This is a genomic window from Chryseobacterium sp. MMS23-Vi53 (genome assembly GCF_047651245.1).
Lineage (GTDB): Bacteria > Bacteroidota > Bacteroidia > Flavobacteriales > Weeksellaceae > Chryseobacterium.
In genome coordinates this window covers 3,558,706-3,581,023 of the sequence record NZ_CP180265.1, presented here as the reverse complement: position 1 = coordinate 3,581,023, position 22,318 = coordinate 3,558,706, and the positions used below count along the sequence as shown (strand labels likewise).

At 35.0% G+C, this 22,318-nt stretch carries 19 protein-coding genes and 4 tRNA genes; 6 read left to right on the top strand and 17 right to left on the bottom strand.

What is annotated here, in order from left to right; genetic code table 11:
• Positions 1-167: 167 nt before the first annotated feature.
• From ACKX2A_RS16120 to ACKX2A_RS16110, 3 genes are all read left to right on the top strand, one after another.
• Positions 168-1,019, top strand: coding sequence for a hypothetical protein (locus ACKX2A_RS16120; RefSeq protein WP_415325837.1), 852 nt, complete (start codon positions 168-170; stop codon positions 1,017-1,019).
• Between the two features lie 117 nt (positions 1,020-1,136).
• Positions 1,137-2,825: a hypothetical protein gene (locus ACKX2A_RS16115; protein ID WP_415325836.1), complete on the top strand. Its 1,689-nt coding sequence runs from the start codon at positions 1,137-1,139 to the stop codon at positions 2,823-2,825.
• Positions 2,826-2,840: 15 nt separating this feature from the next.
• Entirely contained in the window at positions 2,841-3,932 is a 1,092-nt protein-coding gene (locus ACKX2A_RS16110) for a hypothetical protein (protein ID WP_415325835.1), read from the top strand.
• 111 nt (positions 3,933-4,043) lie between these two features.
• Here ACKX2A_RS16110 and ACKX2A_RS16105 read toward each other — a convergent pair whose 3' ends face one another.
• From ACKX2A_RS16105 to ACKX2A_RS16060, 10 genes are all read right to left on the bottom strand, one after another.
• Positions 4,044-4,370: a helix-turn-helix domain-containing protein gene (locus tag ACKX2A_RS16105; protein WP_415329479.1), complete on the bottom strand. Its 327-nt coding sequence runs from the start codon at positions 4,368-4,370 to the stop codon at positions 4,044-4,046.
• 379 nt (positions 4,371-4,749) lie between these two features.
• Entirely contained in the window at positions 4,750-5,157 is a 408-nt protein-coding gene (gene uraH, locus ACKX2A_RS16100) for a hydroxyisourate hydrolase (RefSeq protein WP_415325833.1), read from the bottom strand.
• 130 nt (positions 5,158-5,287) lie between these two features.
• Positions 5,288-6,322 (bottom strand): NAD(P)/FAD-dependent oxidoreductase, encoded by a 1,035-nt coding sequence (locus tag ACKX2A_RS16095; protein ID WP_415325832.1) that lies wholly within the window; start codon positions 6,320-6,322, stop codon positions 5,288-5,290.
• A 55-nt stretch (positions 6,323-6,377) separates the two neighbouring features.
• Positions 6,378-7,316: a gliding motility protein GldN gene (gene gldN, locus ACKX2A_RS16090; protein WP_415325830.1), complete on the bottom strand. Its 939-nt coding sequence runs from the start codon at positions 7,314-7,316 to the stop codon at positions 6,378-6,380.
• An 8-nt stretch (positions 7,317-7,324) separates the two neighbouring features.
• Positions 7,325-8,917, bottom strand: a complete 1,593-nt coding sequence (locus tag ACKX2A_RS16085) for a GldM family protein (RefSeq protein WP_415325828.1) — start codon at positions 8,915-8,917, stop codon at positions 7,325-7,327.
• Positions 8,918-8,972: 55 nt separating this feature from the next.
• Positions 8,973-9,665 (bottom strand): gliding motility protein GldL, encoded by a 693-nt coding sequence (gene gldL, locus ACKX2A_RS16080; RefSeq protein ID WP_415325826.1) that lies wholly within the window; start codon positions 9,663-9,665, stop codon positions 8,973-8,975.
• A gap of 59 nt (positions 9,666-9,724) precedes the next feature.
• The gene (gene gldK / locus ACKX2A_RS16075) at positions 9,725-11,143 is read right to left on the bottom strand and encodes a gliding motility lipoprotein GldK (RefSeq protein ID WP_415325825.1); all 1,419 of its coding nucleotides are present in this window, start codon (positions 11,141-11,143) and stop codon (positions 9,725-9,727) included.
• A 108-nt stretch (positions 11,144-11,251) separates the two neighbouring features.
• Positions 11,252-13,105: a glutamine--fructose-6-phosphate transaminase (isomerizing) gene (gene glmS, locus ACKX2A_RS16070; protein ID WP_415325823.1), complete on the bottom strand. Its 1,854-nt coding sequence runs from the start codon at positions 13,103-13,105 to the stop codon at positions 11,252-11,254.
• Positions 13,106-13,131: 26 nt separating this feature from the next.
• Positions 13,132-14,751, bottom strand: a complete 1,620-nt coding sequence (locus tag ACKX2A_RS16065; protein WP_415325822.1) for a DUF4270 family protein — start codon at positions 14,749-14,751, stop codon at positions 13,132-13,134.
• A 14-nt stretch (positions 14,752-14,765) separates the two neighbouring features.
• On the bottom strand, positions 14,766-15,536 hold the full coding sequence (locus ACKX2A_RS16060) for a glycogen/starch synthase (protein WP_415325820.1): 771 nt from the start codon (positions 15,534-15,536) through the stop codon (positions 14,766-14,768).
• A gap of 181 nt (positions 15,537-15,717) precedes the next feature.
• Here ACKX2A_RS16060 and panC point away from each other — a divergent pair, with 181 nt between their 5' ends.
• Positions 15,718-16,566, top strand: a complete 849-nt coding sequence (gene panC / locus ACKX2A_RS16055; RefSeq protein WP_415325818.1) for a pantoate--beta-alanine ligase — start codon at positions 15,718-15,720, stop codon at positions 16,564-16,566.
• 271 nt (positions 16,567-16,837) lie between these two features.
• Here the strand turns inward: panC and ACKX2A_RS16050 are convergent.
• From ACKX2A_RS16050 to ACKX2A_RS16035, 4 genes are all read right to left on the bottom strand, one after another.
• A tRNA-Lys gene (locus ACKX2A_RS16050) sits at positions 16,838-16,910 on the bottom strand.
• Positions 16,911-17,086: 176 nt separating this feature from the next.
• Positions 17,087-17,159: transfer RNA gene (locus ACKX2A_RS16045), tRNA-Lys, on the bottom strand.
• 72 nt (positions 17,160-17,231) lie between these two features.
• Positions 17,232-17,314: transfer RNA gene (locus tag ACKX2A_RS16040), tRNA-Leu, on the bottom strand.
• Between the two features lie 35 nt (positions 17,315-17,349).
• Positions 17,350-17,422 (bottom strand) — tRNA-Lys (locus ACKX2A_RS16035).
• A 114-nt stretch (positions 17,423-17,536) separates the two neighbouring features.
• On the opposite strand from ACKX2A_RS16035, the gene ACKX2A_RS16030 reads away from it, so the two are divergent.
• Positions 17,537-18,052 carry a shikimate kinase gene (locus tag ACKX2A_RS16030; RefSeq protein WP_415325817.1) on the top strand — a complete coding sequence of 172 codons (516 nt, stop codon included), beginning with the start codon at positions 17,537-17,539 and terminating at the stop codon, positions 18,050-18,052.
• 11 nt (positions 18,053-18,063) lie between these two features.
• Here the strand turns inward: ACKX2A_RS16030 and ACKX2A_RS16025 are convergent, their stop codons facing one another.
• Positions 18,064-18,504 (bottom strand): RNA-binding S4 domain-containing protein, encoded by a 441-nt coding sequence (locus ACKX2A_RS16025; protein ID WP_415325815.1) that lies wholly within the window; start codon positions 18,502-18,504, stop codon positions 18,064-18,066.
• Positions 18,505-18,558: 54 nt separating this feature from the next.
• On the opposite strand from ACKX2A_RS16025, the gene ACKX2A_RS16020 reads away from it, so the two are divergent.
• Complete coding sequence (locus ACKX2A_RS16020; protein ID WP_415325813.1) at positions 18,559-19,305, top strand: hypothetical protein; 747 nt, start codon at positions 18,559-18,561, stop codon at positions 19,303-19,305.
• A gap of 55 nt (positions 19,306-19,360) precedes the next feature.
• On the opposite strand, the gene ACKX2A_RS16015 is transcribed toward ACKX2A_RS16020, so the two are convergent.
• On the bottom strand, positions 19,361-20,878 hold the full coding sequence (locus tag ACKX2A_RS16015; RefSeq protein ID WP_415325812.1) for an FMN-binding glutamate synthase family protein: 1,518 nt from the start codon (positions 20,876-20,878) through the stop codon (positions 19,361-19,363).
• 53 nt (positions 20,879-20,931) lie between these two features.
• Complete coding sequence (gene mtaB / locus ACKX2A_RS16010) at positions 20,932-22,278, bottom strand: tRNA (N(6)-L-threonylcarbamoyladenosine(37)-C(2))-methylthiotransferase MtaB (RefSeq protein WP_415325810.1); 1,347 nt, start codon at positions 22,276-22,278, stop codon at positions 20,932-20,934.
• Positions 22,279-22,318 lie beyond the last annotated feature (40 nt).

Below are 22,318 nucleotides of genomic sequence, written 5' to 3'. Positions count from 1 at the left end.
TGATCACATGATTTTATGAGTAGATCCGGAAATATTCATAAAAAAAAGATCAAATCTGATTCTAATTACACACTAAGGAAAAAAATCAACGAATGAAATTTAATTGTAATAAATGTTCCCAAAATAAAATTACAATTGAGAAAACACTAACGAAAAAATTTACACTAATGAAAAAATTAATTGCAGCAAGTATCCTGCTGTCTAATTTAGCTATTGCACAAATTGGAATACAAACAGCGAACCCTATGGCTTCATTGCATGTCGATGCAGGCAGAGATAATCTCGATAAAAATGATTTGTCTCAAGACCAGCAGAGCAATGACTTTGCAATATTAAAAGATGGTAGCGTGGGAATAGGAACTATTGCTCCCAAAGGAAAGCTGGATATTGAAAGTACGAACTCCGGTTTTGTTCCCCCAAGATTAAATAATGACCAAAGAGATAATATTCCTGTAGGAAGAAGACCTCCCGGAACAATGATTTACAATACACAGGCTTCAAAACTACAGGTAAATGTAGGAACAGACGAAATCCCTGTTTGGACTAATCTTGATACATCCAGTAACACCATCAATACATCAGTTGTTTTTTCAAAAACAGATGAACAGACAATAACCCATGGAAGTTCTACTACCAAATATTATCCTGTTACTTTTCAGTCCACTCTTTTTTCAAATGTTCCTGGAGGTTTTATTACAAAAAAAGCAGATAATACCACAATAGCTTTAGCACCTGGAAAAACGTACAAAGTAGAGGTAAATATGGGACGATTACTTTCTAGCGACAATAATCATACATGGTGCAGAATTATAGGAGATGACGGTGAATATCTTAGCGCTGTTTCCATATTACCCAATATTATGGATTCATGGTGGAATACATTTAATACGATGCTTACATTTATAAAAGTAACCGGAGCACAAAAAACGATCAATGTTTCATGTCAAAAACAAGGTGCTGGAAGCGTTATCATCAATCATAAAATAGCACCAATCGTTTCTATTACCATTATGGATTAATAGAGGTTAAAATAGATTCTAATTACACACTAAGGAAAAATCACAGATAAAATTGAATTGTAATAAATGTTCCCAAAATAAAAATTACAATTAAAAACACTTTTAAAATTTACACTCATGAAAAAAATGACAATCAGCTGCGTACTGTTTCTGGCTTTTAATGCCACTTACGCACAAATTGGAGTAAATACTCCTGATCCTTCTGCTACATTTGATATTACTGCAAAAAATACAACAGGTGTATCTACGAATGTCGACGGATTGCTTATACCACGAGTAGACAGAGAGAGAGCTCAAAATATGCTCGCTGTTCCTACTTCCACTCTTATATATGTTAATAATATTTCAACCGGAACACAGACAGGAACTGCTGTAAATATCGATGATTCAGGATATTATTATTTTGATGAAACTGTTTGGAAAAAACTAAACTCAGGTAATGCTACCGACAAAGATTCCAACATCTACAACATAAATGGAAGCCTTCTGGATAACAGAACAGTTTCTCAGGGAAATAAGACTTTAGCTTTCACAGGAACTGCTAATAATGCATTTTCAGTAGATGGATCTACATTTTCGGTAGATGCTAACGCTAACTCTGTCGGTATCGGAACAACTGCTCCGGGAAGTAAGCTTTCTATAATTGGAAATTTTGCATTAGGAACCAATTATGCAGGTTTGTCTGCTCCATCTAATGGAGCTATTATACAGGGTGCTGTAGGAATAGGAACCAATAATGCATCTCCTGCCAAGCTTCGTGTTGTATCTCAAAATGATGACGTTGCAAATGAATATCATTTTGATGATTACAGTGGAAGCACGAATAAATACAATGCTCTGCGTTTCCATAAATCTCGCGGTACGGTTGCTGCTCCTGCAAACCTAAATAATGGCGACAATATAGGTTCTATAGAATTTATCCCTCATTTTAATGGTACAGTAGAACCATACCACAATGGTACCGGAATCAATGCATTATACGAAGGAAACGGAACAGACAATCTTACATCCCTACGATTTTTTACCAGTGGAGATATGCCTTACAGTGGAGAGAAAATGCGTATTGACCCAAAAGGTAATGTGGGTATAGGAACCAGCTCTCCTACGAATTTACTGCATCTTAATTCCTCTACAAACGGAGCTTTAAAAATCGTAGACGGAACTCAGGGAGCAGATAAAGTATTGACATCAGATGCAAATGGTGTCGCTACCTGGAAAGACCTTCCTGCTTCAGGAGGAAATTCGGAGAATATTTACACTGCAAACGGAGCACTCCTTGGAAACAGAACAGTTACACAGGACAATAAAACATTAGCCTTTACAGGAACTGCTAAAAACGCTTTTTCTATAGACGAAGACACGTTCTCTGTAGATGCTGCGGATAACAAAGTCGGAATTGGAACTACATCCCCAACTCAAAAATTTGTTGTGAAGGGAGCCAATGCTCAACCTTCCGGTACATCAGCTACAGTAAGAATCGAAGGAGACTCTAACCATGCACTTGATTTTGGAACTTTTGCGGATTCACCATATGGATCTTATGTTTCAAGTATCGACAAAAACAGTGGGAACGGATTGCCATTAATTTTAAATCCTATAGGAAGTAATGTGGGTATTGGAACAAATAATCCGCATTCAAGCGCAATTCTGGAGTTATCGTCTACCACACAGGGATTTCTTCCTCCAAGAATGACAACAGCGCAAAGAGATGCAATAGCTGCTAAAGCTGAAGGATTGGTAATCTACAATACAAGCACGAAACTATTAGAATATTTTGATGGTACTAATTGGAAAAATTATCAATAATCCTAACTGTTTGTGATGAAAAAATATATTTCAATAAGCCTCTTACTATTTTCCCAAATAGTTCTGGCTCAAGTTTACAGAGGTTTTCTACCTCCCAGAATGACAACAGTTCAAAGAGATGCCATATCTGCACCTGCAGAAGGACTTACGCTGTACAACACTACCCTGAAATGCCTGCAGTATTGGAATGCCGCAGTATGGAAAGGGAACTGTAACATATTAAAACTAGACTGTTCAGGAGTAGTTCATAATGGTACAATACAAGCCGGAGTTGCTACTCCAGCAGGTGTTACATCGGTTATTTCTTACTCGGGTGGAAATGGAAGTTCATATAATGGACAAACAATAGCCTCAACAGGAGTAACAGGATTAACTGCTACTCTTTCGGCAGGAAATTTTGCTAATGGAAACGGTATTTTAACGTTTACCATTACAGGAACACCTTCCGGATCGGGTAATGCTAACTTTATAATCGCTGTTGGTGGACAAACTTGCTCTTTTACGAGGAATGTTATAAGCGGAGATGTACCGCCAAACCCTGATACGGGAGTGAATTGCGCAGGATGGCTCGTTACTTATGTAGGTACGGGTACGGCAACCGGTTTGGTAAAAGATAAATCCGTTACAGCTACCCTTACGTTTTCTAATATTGGAGTAAGCGGTAACGCTCAGACTAGTAATTCAGGATGTCTGCCTCTTCCTCCAGTAACACCAGTCGGAACAGGATTTGGCTCCGCTAATAATACTACAGGAACTATGACTTTAAAATTCAATAGAGAAGTAGCAAATATTAAAGTTTATGGATATAGAGTTGGAATTTCAGGCGGTAGTGGACACGGACAAAAGCAGACTGCTTCAATCCGATTTAAAAAGAATGGCACCTATGTAACAGGTATGTCAAATTCTAATTTAAGTTTTTGTACTCCTAGTAATTTTAGTTATGTAAAGCTAACAAATACTGCGAATGGATATACTCTTGAAAATCAATTTGGTGTAGAATCGGGAGATATTGCAGTTCTTTCGACAGGTAAATGGTTTGATGAAATTGAATATAATATCACTCCGGGATATGGAGCCATTTTGTTTTGTATAGGTGATGCTAAATAATTGAGCTTGTATACAAATTAAATAAAGCTGTTGTTTTCATTTCAGTTTTAGTGTTTGTGTTTTTCAATTCGCTCTGTGATTTTGCAGAGCGAATTTTTTATTGGAAAATTATTATTTAAGAAGACTTTCTATCAATTTATTTTGAAGCTCCATCAGTTTTGCCATCTGGTTTTGATTATCTAAAATTTTTGAAATTAATTCTGGTGAATCATAGCTAATTGTATTGTGTGTAGATTTAATGACAAAGAATGGAGAATTTTCAAATTTTGCATTGGATAAATCTAGATTTGGAATCTGTTCTTGAATCAATTCATAGAAATCAACTTCAAAAATTTCCGCAATTTTCTTTAAATTTTGCAGAGTTGGCTTTGCTTGTCCAGCTTCCCATTTGTTATACGCAGATTGAGATAAATGACAACCAACGGTTGTTGATTTTATAACTGTTGGTTGTTGTGGAAAAATGCTAGTGTAAATATCTTGCCGGAGTGAAATAAAATATTATTAACTTTAACAAAATTCAAAATGAAAAAAGTTTTTTATTAGGAGCATTTGCTCTAAGTATCTTTATTACGATCTCTTGTAATGAAGACATTGATAATAAATCGGAAAACAGCATTCCTCAAACAGAGTTGACTCAAAAAATGCTGCTTTTATTTTAGCAATAAAATTAATATGAATAAAAGCATCTGTCTGTTAAAAACAGTAACTGATTATTCATAGAACAAAGACGGGAAATTTTTTTCATTTTCCCATTTAGTGTTATGACCTCCCCTTTTGGGAGGTTTTTATCTAAATGAAACCCGGAGTTTATTAACAATCAGCTTCCTCTATACGTAGAATATCCATAAGGAGATAACGTAATCGGAACATGATAATGATTATTATCCCTGATCTGGAAGACTACTTCTATAAACGGATAAAAGCTCTCTAAACCGTTTTTCTGAAAATAAGGACTTGTGTAATATGTTAACTTGTAAATACCGTTGTTGTTTTTATCTGCGGGTAAAAAATCCGGAATTCTTCCGTTGGCGTCTGTCTTTTTCTCATCAACAAAGCTCCACACTTTCGACTGTTCATTATACTTTTCCAATTTAATGGAGATGTGAGCCGCAGGAGTTCCTTTTGTAATGTCCAAAATATGACTTGAAAGCTGATATTTGACTGTCTGACCAAATATTCCAATAGAAAGCAATGAGAATAACGATAACAATAATAATTTTTTCATTATGGTGAAATTTAGATGTTTCTTGCGATATAAAAATATCTATATTAGAGCATAGAAAATTATTTTTATGCGATGCTGTTTCAAAGTCTAAAATTAAATTTCGAAACTTAAAATTATATTTTCTTTATGTTTATGTAAATCTCTCCAAAGAAACTTCCTCATGCAAAGGGAGATTTTCTTCAATAAAATCGTATAAACTCTTTGAAAAATAACATCCATTTAAAATTCCTCTTGCTCCCAATCCGTTGAAAACGTAAAAATTCTGATGCTCGTGATGCCTTCCAATAATTGGTCTTCTGTCTCTTACGGTAGGTCTGAAGCCAAAGTTTACTTCTTTCACTTCAAAATCATACGGATAAATTTCAGACAGTCCATTTACAAGCTGCTCTACCGCAGAATCATCGATGTGATGATGCAATTGCTCTCTGTCATATGTTCCCCCATAAAAATACAGTCCGCTATCGGTTGGGAAAAGAAAATGTTTTTTCTTGATCGTTACATTTTCAGGAATTGGTTGAGAAAGTTTTACTTTAATATGATGACCTTTGTTTGGATTTACCGCAATTTCAGAAAAGAATGGATTTTCCTTTACGCCCATTCCTTCACAAAACAGAATATTTTTAAATTCAAAATCGTCATAAACTGAATTTGCCGTATCAATTTTATCATAATTGAATTTTTCCTTGATTAATTTATCCTCTTTTTCTAAAAAACTAAATAAACCATCAAAAAAACCGCTAACATCCAGTCTGGCAGATTGAGACACCTTTCCGGTAAGAAAATCGTTTTTTACTATATTTAAACGATCGAAATTTTTGTCTAAAAAATGAATAAGTTCATAATTTTCGGATTTTTTAAGCCAAAGCTTCTGCTCATTCTCATCATGAAATATTCTGTGAATGCGGGAATCAACTAAATAATTCTTCCCAGTATAAGATTCTATTTCTTTCAAAGACTCTTTAAGGAAATCAATTTGCTCCTGAGCTTTCCAGAAAGTAGTGAATTTCTTTAAAACAACAGGGTTTATAATCCCCGCAGAAACTTGGGAAGCACTCCTCCTACCCTCTGAAAATATCACAAAAGATTTGTTATTCTTAATCAGCTGATGGGCAAAAAACAACCCGGCATATCCGTCTCCAACGATAATATAATCTACATTTTTCATAATAAAAAAACCTGAGTAAAAATACTCAGGTTTTCTATAATTATCAAGTGAAATCTTAGTAATTCCACATATCATTTTCCATTTGAAGGATTTGTCCTTTAATTCTGTCACTCTCTTCAAGTTGCTCATCAGCATCTCTAGGGATGTAGTCTTTGATAACTCCATCACCCAAACCTGTTGAAGATTTGAAGATTACAGAAGAAAATCTTCTAGCATTGATCAAATCATCGAAAGATAGATCTGCAGATGTATTTTTTCTGTTGTAAACAAAATTATTAGCTAAAATATCTCTTGCATTCGGATAATATACCCAGAATAGATCGATCAAATCATTAGCACCGGCAATTGGCTGTCCATCAGGACCTACTCTACCAATCATCTGTGGATCTGGTCCCATTGCAGCAATACCTAGAGGTCTGTACTTCAATGCACCATCTCTCTTGTCGATGAACCACATACCGAATACTTTAAGAACTCTTACTTTATCAGTAGTCGTTTCATAAACGTCAGTAAGCTCTTTTTTCTCTTGCTCTGTTAATTGACGACCACTGTTTAAGATGTTAACAGCTTCATCATCAACACGTACACTTACCAATCTGTCTTTAATCTGTTGAGGAGTAAGTCTTTGAACGAAATTTTCATCGTCATACACTTCTTTGATATCTCCACTTAAAGCTCCGTCTAATAAAAGTTTGTATAAAGACTTCGTTTCTGTAGCCAATAATCCATCAGGATTGTTATAATAGAAAGGTTGATTGATCTTATCGTTCATATCAATTACTTCCCAAACAAACATGCTTTTCAAGATATCTTTATCATCTACAAAACCGTACTCCAAAGGTTTTACTTTTTTATCGATGATCGTATCTCCTACTTTCATTTTGTTCTCAGCTCTCATTTTTCTGAATTCTTCAGGAGAAGAAGCATTCAGGATAGTTTGGGAGAATGCAAACCCCGAAACTAATACTAAAAAACTGCTAATATATTTTTTCATAATACTTTTTATTGAATATTAATTAACACAGGTGAAATATTTCCAACTCTCTGATCTCCAAGACCGGTAGCTGTCGCTTTAATTTCAAATATGTAAACACCATCACCAGGTCTTAGGTTTTTGAATAATCCTGCAGCTCCTTGTAATGAATTACCCTGAACTTGTAATGCTGCTCTACCCGGCACTCTTACCATGAACGAAGTCACGTTGAATGATACTGGGAAGTCGAAGTCTGGAATAACAGCTTGAAGTTGCTGATTTTCAACAGAGCTTGGTGGCATTGTTAAGATATTCTTACCTCTAATCTGTCCTTGTGGTGGAGGTACGTTTTTAATTCTGTATTCAAATACCTGAGATAAAGACTTACCGTAAGGATCTGTTCCAGATAGTGTTACTTTCAGGATATTTCCAGCGCCTGGTTTGATGTCCCACTTACCAGGACCAGTGCTCTTCACAGCAGCTCCCGGAGCAGATAATGATAATTTAGCATTATCAGCACCCAAGATAGATCCAGAAACTGGGTTATCAAGACCTCTGTACATTACATTCATCTTATCAGCAGAAAGTAATAAACCTTTTTGAAGTTTAACTTCCTGAGGACCAGCGATAACATTATAAGTATGTGTGAACGGGAAGCTCTGAGCTTTTCCACTCGCATCTGTTAATGTGATACTACCACTCAAAGTACGTGGTCCGATTCCGCCAGTATTAAGAGATGCATAACCTTTACCGTTTTCCTGTCTGCTTACACCAGAGATACTGATCTTATTGCTCGTAGAATAGTTACCTAACATAATCACAGCCTCCGCAGGCTTACCTGAAACTACATCCGTAGGTGCAGAAACGATAGCTTCGTAGCTTGAGAATTTGATACTAGCATCTACTTTTTCCTGAAGCATTAAAGCTAATGCATCAGACTGTACGTTTCTTGCATCATTCTGAATAATTTCAAGATTTGAAATCGCCGCGATCAAAGGCTGGTGGTAGAATTTATTCTGAAACCAAGTCTTTTCGTTTGGAGATTTTCCTTTCGGATATTCAGCAATTAGAGATTTATTAGCTCTTTCAACTAAATCTTTCAGTTGAGGATTGTTACCAAAAGTAGTATTGATATAATTTCTTACATCATCAATTTTAGCTTTCAAATCATTAGCTCCTTTTGAAGGTGTATTTTCATCTCCTTCCTTAAAGAAATATTCAGTTGTAGCTTCGTTATTGTTCAAAGCTGCAAAGTTTTCACTTACATCGATATCTTTTCCTGTTTTAGGATCCTTATCGTGAAATTCTGATTTCTTTTTTAATAATACTTTAATTTTTTCAGCATCCGAAACTAAACTGTTGATCTTATCTCTTAAAACTTTATACTGTTCCCAAGGTTGTGCATAAGTATCGGGCACTTGTTGAGCTTTTGCTTCAAGAGTTCTTTCGAAAATCTTTTCGTTTTTCTTTTCAGTTAAAGATCTAGTTTCGTTAAGAGCTTTAGTAGAGTCATAATATGACCTGATGATTTCTGCATCAATATTTAGGGCCATCATAGCGATGAACACCAAATACATCAGGTTGATCATCTTCTGACGAGGGGTCTGTTTTCCTGCTGCCATTCTCTGTTGTTTGTTTTTTGATTAAGTAGTTAAATTAGAAAAATGGTTTTGGAAATTAAGACTTCATAGCAGTTAACATACCACCATAAACTCTGTTTAAGTTGTTTAAGTTTGATGTTAAACCTTGTAGCTCTTGGTTGAATTTTTCCGATTGTTCAGCAGATTTTTGCATATCTGCTACATATTTATTAGCAAATTCTGATTGTCTTTTACCGCTTTCCAACTGCATTGCATATAAAGCGTTCATGCTTTCCATGTGCTGAGCAGCCTTGTTCAATTGGTCATTATATTTATGAGTAGAAGCAGAAACATCCACAGTTTGGTTGATCTGATCTACAGAGTTTGAAAACTTGTCGATACCTGTTCTTAATCTCTCGAATAGTTGTACATCTAATTTAGCGTCTTCAAGCATTTTGTCCAATTTAGTAGAAAGAGAATTTTCTAGTTCTGCAAACTGAGCAGCAGCGTTACCTTTAGATACATTTGAGTGTAAAGGGTTTGGATTAGCATGTTTATCTAATAATTCAGGATATACATTTTCCCACGCATAAGACTCCTCAGATTTTGGCGGGTCGAAAGCGAAGATAATGAAGATGATAGCTTCCGTAATAAGTCCCACTGTAAGAGCCATGTTTCCATTGATTGGTCCCAAAGTAATGTGAGTAATTTTAAGCCAAGCTCCAAGAATTACAATTGCAGCACCGAATGAATAGAAGAAATTCATCCACGCATCTTTAGTCTTAAACATATAAGTTAGTTTTTTTTAATGTTAAATAAAATTGTTATTGAAAAATAATGGTTGAAAAATTATCTGTTAACCCTTCTTGGTTTCACAGCCGCTTCAGGAATATCCTGTACAGTTCTAAATCCGATATAACTTCTAGCTGAATCTTTTCTCTCCCAATCTCTTGCACCAGTCATTAGCATATAGCCAACATCTTTCCAAGAACCACCTCTAACAGACTTTTTAGTATCGGTCTTATCTTTAGTAGAAGGATTTAGAGTAGATGAGAACCCGTATGAAGAGTTGTTGTAAGCAGATTCTGTCCATTCAGAAACGTTTCCAGCCATGTCAAATAACCCAAATCCATTTTTTCTAAATTTCTTTACCGGAGCTGTATATGTATAAGTACCTTTTTTGTCGTCTTCCATATAGTTACCTCTCTTAGGTTTGAAGTTTGCCAGGTAGCAACCTCTGTCGTCCATTAAATAAGGACCACCCCAAGGGTAAGTAGCATTTTGCATTCCTCCTCTTGCAGCATATTCCCATTCGATTTCCGTAGGAAGTCTGAAGATTAGAGGTTTTTGTTTTCTTCTTTTTAAGCTTTCGTTGTAATCAGATTTTAATTTAGTTCTGAAGTTACAGTAAGCTCTTGCCTGATCCCAAGTTACCCCAACTACAGGATAGTCTTTGTAAGCTTTGTGCCAGAAATATTGTTCAAACAATGGCTCGTTATATGCAAAGTGGAAATCTTTTACCCAAACTGTTGTATCAGGATAGATTGCAATGCTTTCACTTTTAAGATAATTTACTCCTCTTTCTTTTTCAGCTAGAGCAGCATCTGTATCTCCCCATCTGTAAGTATATTTTAATTTACTAACATCAAGAATTCTTTCGTTTCCAACTCTTGAAGAAGCAGGTAAATACATAGATTCTAGAACTTCCGCGTATTCTACATCCGGATATTTACCAGTGTTCCAATGCAATGGAACTTTCCAGTCTAATTTTTTGCTTGGATCGTATCCTCCTTCTTCTTGTCCTCCAGCTCCTTCTAAATATTCCTGATATGGTGTTAAATTTTCTTCTTTTTGAGCAAGGTATGCATAATCTCCGATTGCTACCCCTCTACCTTTACCTTCACCACCTTCTCCGGCAGCTTCAGCAAGTAAAGTTCTAGCGATAGAATCTCTTACATAATTAATGAATACCCTGTACTCTGCATTAGTAGTTTCTGCTTCATCCATGAAGAAAGAAGAAACAGTAACAGTTTTTGGATTTGCTTTTTCAGGTGAATTTGTAGGGTCATAATCTGTAAGACCAGCAACAAATGAACCTGCAGGAATCCCAACCATACCGTATGGTCTTTCTGCAACAAATGATTTCGTTTTTTCTCTTGGTATCAATTCTCCTTTTGTTCCGGGTTTTCCCACTGAAGATGATCCCCCACCTGAACAAGATACCGATGCTACCGACGCAGACAATAATAAAAGAAATATCCTTTTCATGTTAATTTTTATAATTAAGCCGTAAATATATAATTTTTTTAAGAAACTTTTAAGATTTTTTTTGAAATAACGGAAGAAATCTAAATTTATTTTATTTACAACAAATTTTTATTCCACAGTTACAGATTTTGCAAGGTTTCTCGGCTGGTCTACATTGGCACCTCTATAAACAGCAATATAGTAAGCTAACAGCTGTAAAGGCACTGATGCAACGATTGGTGAGAAACATTCTGCAGTCTCAGGAATTTCGATAACGTAATCTGCCATCGCGCTTACCTGTGTGTCTCCTTTATTTACAACAGCAATAATTTTTCCTTTTCTTGCCTTAATTTCTTGAACGTTGCTTACAATCTTATCATAATGTCCTTTTTTAGGAGCAATAATAACAATTGGCATATTTTCGTCGATTAACGCAATCGGACCGTGCTTCATTTCTGCAGCAGGGTATCCTTCAGCATGAATATAAGAGATTTCTTTTAATTTTAACGCACCTTCCAGTGCAGCAGGATAATTGTATCCTCTTCCTAAATATAGGAAATTTGTCGCACTCACAAAATCTTTTGCAATATTTTGTACCAATTCGTGCGTAGTATTTAGAACTTCTTCAATTCTTTTAGGAATAGCATCCAATTCTGAGATTAAGCTCATGAAATCTGCATTTCCTAAGTTTCCGTTGTGTTTACCTAATTTAAAGGCAATTAACGTAAGAATGGTAAGCTGCGCAGTGAAAGCTTTTGTAGAAGCTACCCCGATTTCCGGACCTGCATGAGTGTAAGAACCAGCATCTGTAATTCTCGCAATAGAAGAATCTACTACATTACAAATACCATATATAAATGCTCCTTTTTCTTTAGCTAATTTCAATGCAGCCATTGTATCTGCTGTTTCCCCTGATTGAGAAATTGCAATAACTACATCTTTATCAGTAATAATAGGATTTCTATATCTGAATTCTGAAGCATATTCTACTTCAACAGGAATTCTAGCGTATTCTTCAATTAAATATTCTCCGATAAGACCTGCATGCCAGGAAGTTCCACAAGCGATAATGATAATTCTGTTCGCATTTTTGAATCTTTCGATATGATCCCAGATTCCCGCCATTTTGATCACTCCTTCATCTACAAGAAGCCTTCCTCTCATTGTATCGTGGACAGATTTTGGCTGTTCGAAAATTTCTTTTAGCATGAAATGTTCGTAACCACCTTTTTCAATTTGTTCTAAACTCAACTTAAGCTCCTGAATTTCAGGCTCAATCTTAGAATTATCATTAATTGTTCTGATGTCTACTCCATTTTCCAACGAAATAGTTGCCATATGACCTTCTTCAAGGTAAATTGCTTCCTTTGTAAATTCTACGAAAGGAGATGCATCAGAAGCAATAAAATATTCTTTATCACCAATTCCGATTGCCAAAGGAGAACCTAACCTTCCTACAACCAAAACTCCAGGGAAGTCTTCGTGCATTACTGTAATTGCATAGGCTCCATAAACTTCGTTAAGTGCATATCTTACAGCAGTCGGGAAATCCATTTCAGTATTAAGGTCCATAAAATACTGGATAAGATTTACTAAAACTTCCGTATCTGTTTCAGATTTGAAAGTAAATCCTTTCTCAGTAAGCATCGTTTTAATAGTATCATAATTTTCGATGATACCATTATGGATAATTGCAATTTTATTATTATTAGACAAATGAGGGTGAGAATTTCTATCACTTGGAACTCCATGAGTTGCCCAACGAGTATGTCCCATTCCGATTTTTGCCTTTCCTTTTAATTGGCTTGAAATGTTAACAAGATCTTCAACTTTACCTTTTGTTTTTTCAACTTCAAGTTTGTTGTTGGTATCTTCCAGAACAATTCCGGCACTGTCATATCCTCTATATTCCAGTCTTCTAAGACCATTAATTACTATATCGTAAGCGTCTTGAAAACCTGTATATCCTACAATTCCGCACATATTTTTATCAAGTGTTTTTTAAGTTTTTATTTTTTTGTTCCGTAAATTACTTTTAACTGAACTCTATTTGGATTTCCTGCATCTGTTCCAACAAATACTGCTCTGCTTGTGTTAAAAGCTGTACCTGTGTATTGATACCCTGCTAAACCTGTTCCGGCAGAATTTGATAAAAATGATCCCATATCAATTTTGAAATATAAAGTTTTTCTCTTAACAGGATCATAAGTCTGGCTTGAGTAAGAACCTGAATCCGCTTTTTCTACAAGGTCTTTTATAGATTTTGTAACAATAAACTCATAATATGCCGGATTTTTATCTAAATTATAAGATTTATAAATTGTATATCCTGCAAGACCAGATAAATTTAATAAATCATCCGTAAAATTGGTTACAGTTTTATTTTGATCCGTTGCCGTACCATCTTCTTTATATGCTCGTTTATATTTTTGTAAAAATGTAAATGCTGTTGGTTTAGCATAATTTACATTATTCCAAGAAGGGTCTGTATAAATTCTGATTTTAGCACTAATAATAGCTGCTTTATTATCATTATACAATTTCTTAAGCTTATCTATTTCCGTTTCAGGAATTCTAACTCCGATTGAAGGTCCACCCATTCCTTGTGTAAACAATTTCTTATCACCTGTTTGGCTATTACTTGTTGCCATTGCTGTGTTATATGCACCCGATCTGTTGTAAGCATAACTTCCAATATGAGTATTTCCAGAACCTAAAGAAAATGCATATGTTGTCTGAGGCCTTGTTGTAGTACTACCGTCAACCTTATCATATTTATAATACATGATTAACTCCATTGCATCCGGAGCAAACTGGAATAAATACCCATCATTTTCATCAACAGAAATTCTTAAACCTTTAAAATATCTGATAAAGTTAGACGCATCCTGAAGCTCAGGCTGATCTTTTTTAGCAATAATTTTATTTTGAAAGAAAGTTTTATCTAGAGGAATTCTAATATCCGGAACAGTAGTACTAAATAAAGAACTACCATCAGAATCTTTAGTAATAGTGATTGTTTTTACATTACCATTAAATTCTTTAGATCCTAAAGAAGTTGCATCGTAAGCAAATGTTTGATTAGATTTTACAGAATCAGAAGATCCTTTTAAGAAATCTGTAACTTCATTTACTCTGATATGGAAAGTTCTTTTCGCCTTACCAAATTTAGTAACAGGATAAGTACTCACAACTTTTTTAGCATCCACATTTCCATCCACACCAGCGAACACATAAGATTCATCGGTAGTCGTTGTAACAGAATCTGTCGCATACGTTGGTTTCATTACCAAAACAACAGAATCAACAACTGCATTTGTTCCAAAATCAGGATCATAAGTTGATAGTTTCAATTGAGTAAGGTAAGATGCTTTTTGCATACCAAACTGATCTTCATCAAAAGCACCAAGTACGGCAGAACTTAATTTTCCTGCTTCGCTTCTAATAGTATCATGGTTGTCGATATTAAAAGCCGTAACTTCAAAAGACTGCTCATTCCCCTGCGCCGCGCCGTCTAAAAACAATTGCTCTCCCAAAGAATCCGCATCCGGTTCGCAATTATAAAGCAATACGCTTCCAAAAACCACCAGAGAAAATACGGTGATCGCTTTTTTCATAGTATGAATCATTAAAATGTGTTTTTTTAATATAATTGATTTATAGAATCCACGTCAAGATATTCAGACTTCTGGGTAGAAGTTTCGTTGAAAGCCTTATCCAGGTCTTCATCAAGGAATTCGTCTCCTTTTACTACAGCATCCACATAGTTCATGCTTTCTATCACGAAAGATTTTACTGTTGGATTATCTAACGCTTTTAAGCCTGAAATATTATCAAACTTCAGTTTTTCGTCGATATTTGAAGCCAATGGTGCGTCCTTTTCATTATATAAAGAAAGAACGATTTTAGCATCTTTGAAATAAGTATCTGATTCGTAGTACGTTTTCAAGTAAATTGGAACGAAAGAAGACATCCATCCATTTAAATGAATTACATCAGGAACCCAGTTCAGTTTTTTGATGGTTTCAATTACCCCTCTCGCAAAGAAAATTGCTCTTTCGTCGTTGTCGTCGAAAGGAGTTCCTTCGTCATCAAAATAATATTGTTTTCTTTTGAAGTATTCTTCGTTGTCAATAAAATAAACCTGAAGTCTTTCCCCAGGAAGAGATGCTACTTTAATAATAAGAGGTTGATCAAGATCATTAATGATAATATTCATTCCCGAAAGGCGAATAACCTCATGTAGTTGGAATTTTCTTTCACTTATTTGTCCAAATCTTGGCATAAAAACTCTTACATCATTGCCTTCTTGGTGCATCTTAAGTGCCATTTTGTTTACTACTGCAGCCATGTTTGTGTCTTCTTGATATGGATACATCTCTGTAGTAATGTACAGTATTTTTTGATTCGGCATAAACTTCTATCTAATTTTTGTAAAAATGCTTTAATGTGCAAAATTACGAAAAAACATTCAACATTAATTTAATTAACATTTTTTTACGATAATTCCCTTTTTCAAATTATTAAAACTAGCCCAAATTGTACAATAATTATATGATATTTTTAGTATTTTTGAATTACTATTAAAATAAACTATGGAAGTTCTAAAAAGTAAGAAAATTCTTCAGGATTTCATTGAAAGACAGAAAGAAATGGGTAAAAAGATCGGCTTCGCACCTACCATGGGAGCCCTTCATAATGGTCATTTATCTCTATATAAAAATGCCAGAGAAGAAAATGATCTTGTGATATCATCAATTTTTGTTAATCCAACTCAATTTAATAATCCTGAGGATTTAGAAAAGTATCCGAGAGATATCAACCGAGATATTTTAATCCTTGAAAATTCAGGATTAGTAGATGCTGTTTACATTCCTGAAGTTACAGATATCTATCCCGAAAAAACTGAAAGTCAGCATTATGACTTCGACGGCTTGGAAAATGAAATGGAAGGAAAATCTCGTCCGGGACATTTCGATGGTGTAGGAACAGTTGTTGAAGAACTCTTCAATCAGGTAAAACCGGACAATGCTTATTTTGGAGAAAAAGATTTTCAACAATTGGCTATCATTAAAAAAATGGTTGAAAAGAAAAAACTTCCTATTAAAATTGTTGGAGTTCCTATTTATAGAGCGGAGAATGGTTTAGCTTTAAGTTCTAGAAATCAAAGACTTCATGAAGACAGAAGAGATGCTTCAAAAGTTATTTATGAAACCTTGAAAAAAGTAAATGAATGGTTTCGAGTAATCACTATTCCCGAAATTAAAGAAAGAGTTCAGGATATTTTCGACGATCAAAAAGGAATGCAACTTGAATATTTTTTAATTGCAGATGAACAAACCTTAAAAGAAACAGATTTTTTCTATAAAGACAAAAATTTCAGAGCATTTATCGTTGTTGTAGTTGATGGAGTAAGATTGATTGATAATATGCATTTAGATTAGATTAAGATTTAGGTTGAGATTGAGGCTAAGGCTAAGGCTAAATTAAGATTTAAAAAGATTTAGAACTAATATATTGAGCGTTGCTTTTTGGGTGACGCTTTTTTAATTCAATTAAATTTTTATTTTAAATTAAAAAGAATCTGGAAAGGATTTAATGGAAAATTGATTTAGCTTTGAGTATATAAAAAATCAAAGGCCTCCTGTAGGAAGCCTTTGAAACACCAAATCACAAAATATTAATATGAAAAAAATTTACTTTTCAGTAAACTTGTGACCCGGCTGGGATTCGAACCCAGGACCCATACATTAAAAGTGTATTGCTCTACCAGCTGAGCTACCGAGTCGGTCACTTAAACTAAATCAATTTTAAATTGATTTTTGTTTTTTAGCGGTGCAAAGATACAAAAAAAATTGTATTTGCAAAATTTATTTTAAAAATTAAAGGCCTCTTACGGAAGCCTTTAAAACACCAAATCACAAAATATTAATATGAAAAAAATTTACTTTTCAGTAAATTTAGTGACCCGGCTGGGATTCGAACCCAGGACCCATACATTAAAAGTGTATTGCTCTACCAGCTGAGCTACCGAGTCGGCCACAATTGTATGATAAATATAAAACTAAATCTAATACATCATACGAATTATTTCAATTTTTCTGCAGTGTGCCTGCGACTGGACTCGAACCAGCACATCCTTAGGAAACCACCCCCTCAAGATGGCGTGTCTACCAATTTCACCACGCAGGCAATAAAATTACAAAAACTAGTAATTTTCTTGCTTGTGACCCGGCTGGGATTCGAACCCAGGACCCATACATTAAAAGTGTATTGCTCTACCAGCTGAGCTACCGAGTCGGCCACTTTATTATCGATTAACACAGTGATTGTGTCCCTCGTTTTTAGTGGTGCAAAGATATGAGTTTTTTCTTTATCTCAAAACTTTTTCGCAAATTTGTTTAAAAAAAATTCATGATAATTTCACTTGTTGGATACATGGGAAGTGGCAAATCTCACATTTCCAAAATATTAAGCGAAAAAATAGATTTTAGATTAATTGACCTGGATAAAGAGATTTCCAGACGAAATAAATTAACCATTCCCGAAATCTTCGAGAAAAAGGGTGAAATCTACTTTAGAAAGCTGGAAAGAGAAACTTTGGAAGAGATCCTTGCTTCCGAAGAAAATGTGATTTTGAGTCTTGGCGGAGGAACTCCTGTTTACTATAATAACATGGAAATCATAAATCTTAATTCAAAAAGTGTTTTTTTGAGAGCTTCGATTGGAACTTTAGCCGAGAGAATTTCAAAACAAAAGGAAAAAAGACCGTTGATTGCAAAAATTCCGGATGAAGATCTTCCAGAATTTATTGCGAAACATTTATTTGAAAGAAATGAATATTACGGAAAAGCACAATTTAGTGTAAACACAGACAATAGAACACCGGAAGATATCATCAACGAAATAATAGAAAAGCTCTATCTCTAGAGCTTTTTTGTTTAATTTTCATTTTCATCAGAGTCATCACCCGACTCGCCGAAAAAATCGTCCCAGTTGGTAAAATCTCCTTCTATATCATTTCCTACATAGTCGTCCATATCACGTCTGTCTTTTTTGGTCGGTCTTCCCTCCCCTTTTATTCGGTAATAATCCTGAGACATTTTACGCATTTTTAATATTTCGTATTGCTCTTTATCGGTTACATCAATGATATGTAGAGGAACCAACTTCGCACCGATCCTGCTTTTAGGAATTTGAATAACCTTAATTTTATAATCAATTTGGTTTTTTCTGATTTTAATAACATCCCCTTCCTTTACTTCTTTAGATGACTTTACGGTAGACGTTCCTATGGATACTCTGTTCTTCTTAATCTCCTCTGTCGCAATACTTCTCGTCTTATAAAAACGAATACTCCATAAAAATTTATCTATTCTCATAATTTTTTATACTTTTGTCGTTATATTATTTGTAAAGTAATTAAAGTTTTTGAAATGAAAAAAATATTTTTATATATCCTTGCGGGATCTCTTTGTTTTTCTGCTTGTAAAAAGGATGATGATGTGGCAACTTTTACAGAACCAGAAGACATTAATGTAAGAAATTCTTATGATGACCAAGCAATCCAAAAATATATGGATGCCAATTATCTAGATGTTCAAGGAAATATAAAAGCTTTCAGTTCGACAGATACGACGGATGATCATTACAAAAAATTATCTGAACTAAATCCTGTAAAACTTCCTTCTGGGGTTATTTATATTAAAAGAGATGGCGCACAGCCAACAACTGGCGTAACAATAGAAGCTAATGCAAAGACCCAGATCAGAACCATGATGAGAGCAAACTACATGCTTGCTACTGATACAGATGGAAATGTTTCGTTTGCTTCTTCAGGAGTTCTTTTAAACACAATTAACGGATCAGGATCTCCGACTACAGACCCATCATTCTATTACGTTAAAAATTCTGTACTAACCTCTGCAAGTACTGATGCAGCAAAACAGAGAAGCTATTATGAAATTGAAGGTCTACAGGAAGGTTTAACATACTTCCAAGGATTTGCCGATCACAATGATGGTGACGCTTATAATTTACAAGGCGTAATTATTGTACCATCAAGAGCTGCCTTCGCAAGAGATACTCACTATAACTATACAGGATATTCGCTTCAAAATAACTGTTTTGTGTTTAATTTTCAAATATATAAAGCAAACACAAGACCAGTTGCTGAACAATAAAAAACAAAAAGCGCTTCGGATTATGAAGCGCTTTTTTTATATCGAAAATCTAAATTTAAGATTTAGCTTTTTGTTTTACATTTCCAAGAATATCCGGGAAATAAAGATCAGCCAAATGATCAAACTCATCTCCTCGCATAAACATTGTGGCATCTACTTCTTCGTAAGAGCTTTTTCCTGCTGCTGCAATCAGTTCATTACAAGTATGAAGGGTATTTTTATGAAAATGGTAGACTCTTTCTGCTTTATCAGTAACATCAAGACCTTTAATTAACATTTTATCTTGAGTCGCAACTCCCGTCGGACACATATTATTATTACATCTCAATGCCTGGATACAGCCTAAAGAAAACATAAATCCTCTCGCATTGTTACACATATCTGCTCCCATTGCAATTGCTCTCAAAATATCAAGGCTGGTAAGAACTTTTCCACTGGCAATGACTCTTAATTTCCCTCTTAAATTGTAATTTTTAAGTGTTCTATTCACAAAAATTAAGGCTGGTTCCAAGGGCATTCCGACTCCATCCGAAAATTCCGGTGGTGCAGCCCCTGTTCCTCCTTCAGCACCGTCGATTGTGATAAAATCAGGATAAATTTTTAAAACATTCATCTGAACACAGATATCCTCAAATTCTTTGGTATCACCGATACATAATTTAAACCCAATTGGCTTTCCTCCAGAAAGTTCTCGCAATTGCTGAACAAATCTCAACAATTCTGCAGCATTAGAAAAAGCTGAATGCGATGGCGGAGAAATAATCGTCATTCCTGGCGTGACATGACGGATTTTTGCAATCTCAGGTGTATTTTTCACTCCCGGTAAAACTCCACCGTGACCAGGTTTTGCCCCTTGAGATAATTTAATTTCAACCATCTTCACATTTGGAAGCGTAGAATATTTCGTAAATAATTCAGGATTAAATTTTCCTTCGTCATCTCTACAACCAAAATATCCGGTTCCAATTTGCCAGCAAAGATCACCACCTTCCAAATGGTGCGGAGAAATTCCCCCTTCTCCTGTATTATGATAAAAATTTCCTTTTTTAGCACCTCTATTTAATGAAATTTGAGCACGATCACTCAAAGCCCCAAAACTCATTGCAGAAATATTGAAAATTGAGGCATGATAAGGCTGCGTACATTGCTCACCACCAACCCAGACTCTTGGAAGCTCTTCTGATGGAGATTTGGCGTAAATAGAATGCTTTATTCCCTCATATTTTCTATGATTAACTTCTAATTGTGTTCCGAAAGGAACTGTATCACTCAGATTTTTTGAACGTCTGTACACCGCAGAACGCTGATTTCGTGGAAAAGGTTTCCCATCGGTTTCCCTTTCAATGAAATACTGCTGCATTTCGGGTGAAATACTTTCAAAAAAATATCTGAAGTAACCCAAAACAGGAAAATTCCTCAGAATTGCATGTTTGGTTTGATAAGCATTGTAAACTCCCAATGCATAAATTGCGGATAACAGCGTCGGTATCCAGTAATGTGCTCTTATTAGTATCGCCACAATCCACGTAGCAATGACTAATACAATCCCCCAAGATAAAAACTTATCTCTCATGAATGTAGTATTTAAAAGTTAAAAATAAATTTAGTGGAAATTTTGCAAAGAGACTACGCTTTTGCTAAAAAACTTTCGTAAGAGGATTGCACAGAAACCGTGCCATCTGACAGGATTTTTTCTAAATTTAGAAATTCGATTTGATTTACAGAAGCTTGATCAAAGTCTTTTTGAACTCTCACATAATTTTCTGTAAAACCATACATTTTTCCATCTTTGTTTTCGTGTTCCCACAGCACAGGAAGCGTCTTCCCAAGCTGGGTTTGATAAAATGCCATTTTTTTCTTTTCAGATAAAATTCTCAGCATTTTATTTCTTTTCTTTCTCTCAGAAATAGGAACTACTCCATCCATTTCTACAGCCTCTGTGTTTTCTCTTTCAGAATAAGTAAATACGTGCAAATAAGTGATCGGCAGCTCATTAAGGAAATTATATGTCTCCATAAATCTTTCCTCCGTTTCGCCTGGGAAACCGACAATTACATCCACACCAATAGCCGCATGAGGCATCACCTCGTGGATTTTGTTTACTCTATCATTGTAAAGCTTCGTCAGATAACGACGCTTCATTTTTTTCAATAAATCATCACTTCCCGATTGCAACGGAATGTGAAAATGCGGAACAAAACTTTTACTTTTTGAAACCAATTCGATACTTTCATCCTTCAAAAGATTCGGTTCGATGGAAGAAATACGAATTCTTTCAATCCCTTCAACCTGATCTAATTCTGAGATTAAATCTAAAAAAGTATGCTCGTGTCTTTTGTTTCCGAACTCGCCTTTACCGTAATCACCAATATTTACACCCGTCAGAACAATTTCTTTGATGTCTCTTGCGGCAATTTCTTTAGCATTTTTCAAAACATTTTCGATGGTATCGGAACGAGAAATTCCTCTTGCCAAAGGAATCGTACAGTACGTACATTTATAATCACAACCATCCTGAACTTTCAAAAAGGCTCTGGTTCGGTCGCCGATGGAATAACTTCCGATAAAGAAATCTGTTTCTTCAATTTCGCAAGAATGAACGATCCCTTCACTTTCAGATTTCTCCAAATCATCAAGATAACTTAAAATGTTGAACTTTTCTTTGGCTCCTAAAACCAGATCAACCCCTTCAATTTGCGAAATTTCTTCAGGCTTCAACTGTGCATAGCACCCAACAATAACCACCAAACCTTCAGGATTGGCTTTCATGGCTCTTTTCACGTGAAGTTTACATTCACGATCGGCGTTTTCAGTGACTGAACATGTATTGATTACATAAATATTCGCCTTTTCATCAAAACTCACCTTATCATAACCTGCATCTGTTAATTGACGGGCAATAGTAGATGTTTCCGCAAAATTTAATTTGCAGCCAAGGGTGTGAAATGCGGCAGTTCGTTGAAAAGTTGACATTGAATACTCCTGTTTTTTCTGGGTGCAAAGATAGTAATTT

Coding starts and splice junctions, on each gene's coding strand:
- ACKX2A_RS16120 (WP_415325837.1), top strand. CDS start 168: ATGAAAAAATTAATTGCAGCAAGTATCCTGCTGTCTAATTTAGCTATT.
- ACKX2A_RS16115 (WP_415325836.1), top strand. CDS start 1,137: ATGAAAAAAATGACAATCAGCTGCGTACTGTTTCTGGCTTTTAATGCC.
- ACKX2A_RS16110 (WP_415325835.1), top strand. CDS start 2,841: ATGAAAAAATATATTTCAATAAGCCTCTTACTATTTTCCCAAATAGTT.
- uraH (WP_415325833.1), bottom strand. CDS start 5,157: ATGAAAAAATTATTATTGTTATCGTTATTCTCATTGCTTTCTATTGGA.
- ACKX2A_RS16095 (WP_415325832.1), bottom strand. CDS start 6,322: ATGAAAAATGTAGATTATATTATCGTTGGAGACGGATATGCCGGGTTG.
- gldN (WP_415325830.1), bottom strand. CDS start 7,316: ATGAAAAAATATATTAGCAGTTTTTTAGTATTAGTTTCGGGGTTTGCA.
- ACKX2A_RS16085 (WP_415325828.1), bottom strand. CDS start 8,917: ATGGCAGCAGGAAAACAGACCCCTCGTCAGAAGATGATCAACCTGATG.
- gldL (WP_415325826.1), bottom strand. CDS start 9,665: ATGTTTAAGACTAAAGATGCGTGGATGAATTTCTTCTATTCATTCGGT.
- gldK (WP_415325825.1), bottom strand. CDS start 11,143: ATGAAAAGGATATTTCTTTTATTATTGTCTGCGTCGGTAGCATCGGTA.
- glmS (WP_415325823.1), bottom strand. CDS start 13,105: ATGTGCGGAATTGTAGGATATACAGGTTTTCAAGACGCTTACGATATA.
- ACKX2A_RS16065 (WP_415325822.1), bottom strand. CDS start 14,751: ATGATTCATACTATGAAAAAAGCGATCACCGTATTTTCTCTGGTGGTT.
- ACKX2A_RS16060 (WP_415325820.1), bottom strand. CDS start 15,536: ATGCCGAATCAAAAAATACTGTACATTACTACAGAGATGTATCCATAT.
- panC (WP_415325818.1), top strand. CDS start 15,718: ATGGAAGTTCTAAAAAGTAAGAAAATTCTTCAGGATTTCATTGAAAGA.
- ACKX2A_RS16030 (WP_415325817.1), top strand. CDS start 17,537: ATGATAATTTCACTTGTTGGATACATGGGAAGTGGCAAATCTCACATT.
- ACKX2A_RS16025 (WP_415325815.1), bottom strand. CDS start 18,504: ATGAGAATAGATAAATTTTTATGGAGTATTCGTTTTTATAAGACGAGA.
- ACKX2A_RS16020 (WP_415325813.1), top strand. CDS start 18,559: ATGAAAAAAATATTTTTATATATCCTTGCGGGATCTCTTTGTTTTTCT.
- ACKX2A_RS16015 (WP_415325812.1), bottom strand. CDS start 20,878: ATGAGAGATAAGTTTTTATCTTGGGGGATTGTATTAGTCATTGCTACG.
- mtaB (WP_415325810.1), bottom strand. CDS start 22,278: ATGTCAACTTTTCAACGAACTGCCGCATTTCACACCCTTGGCTGCAAA.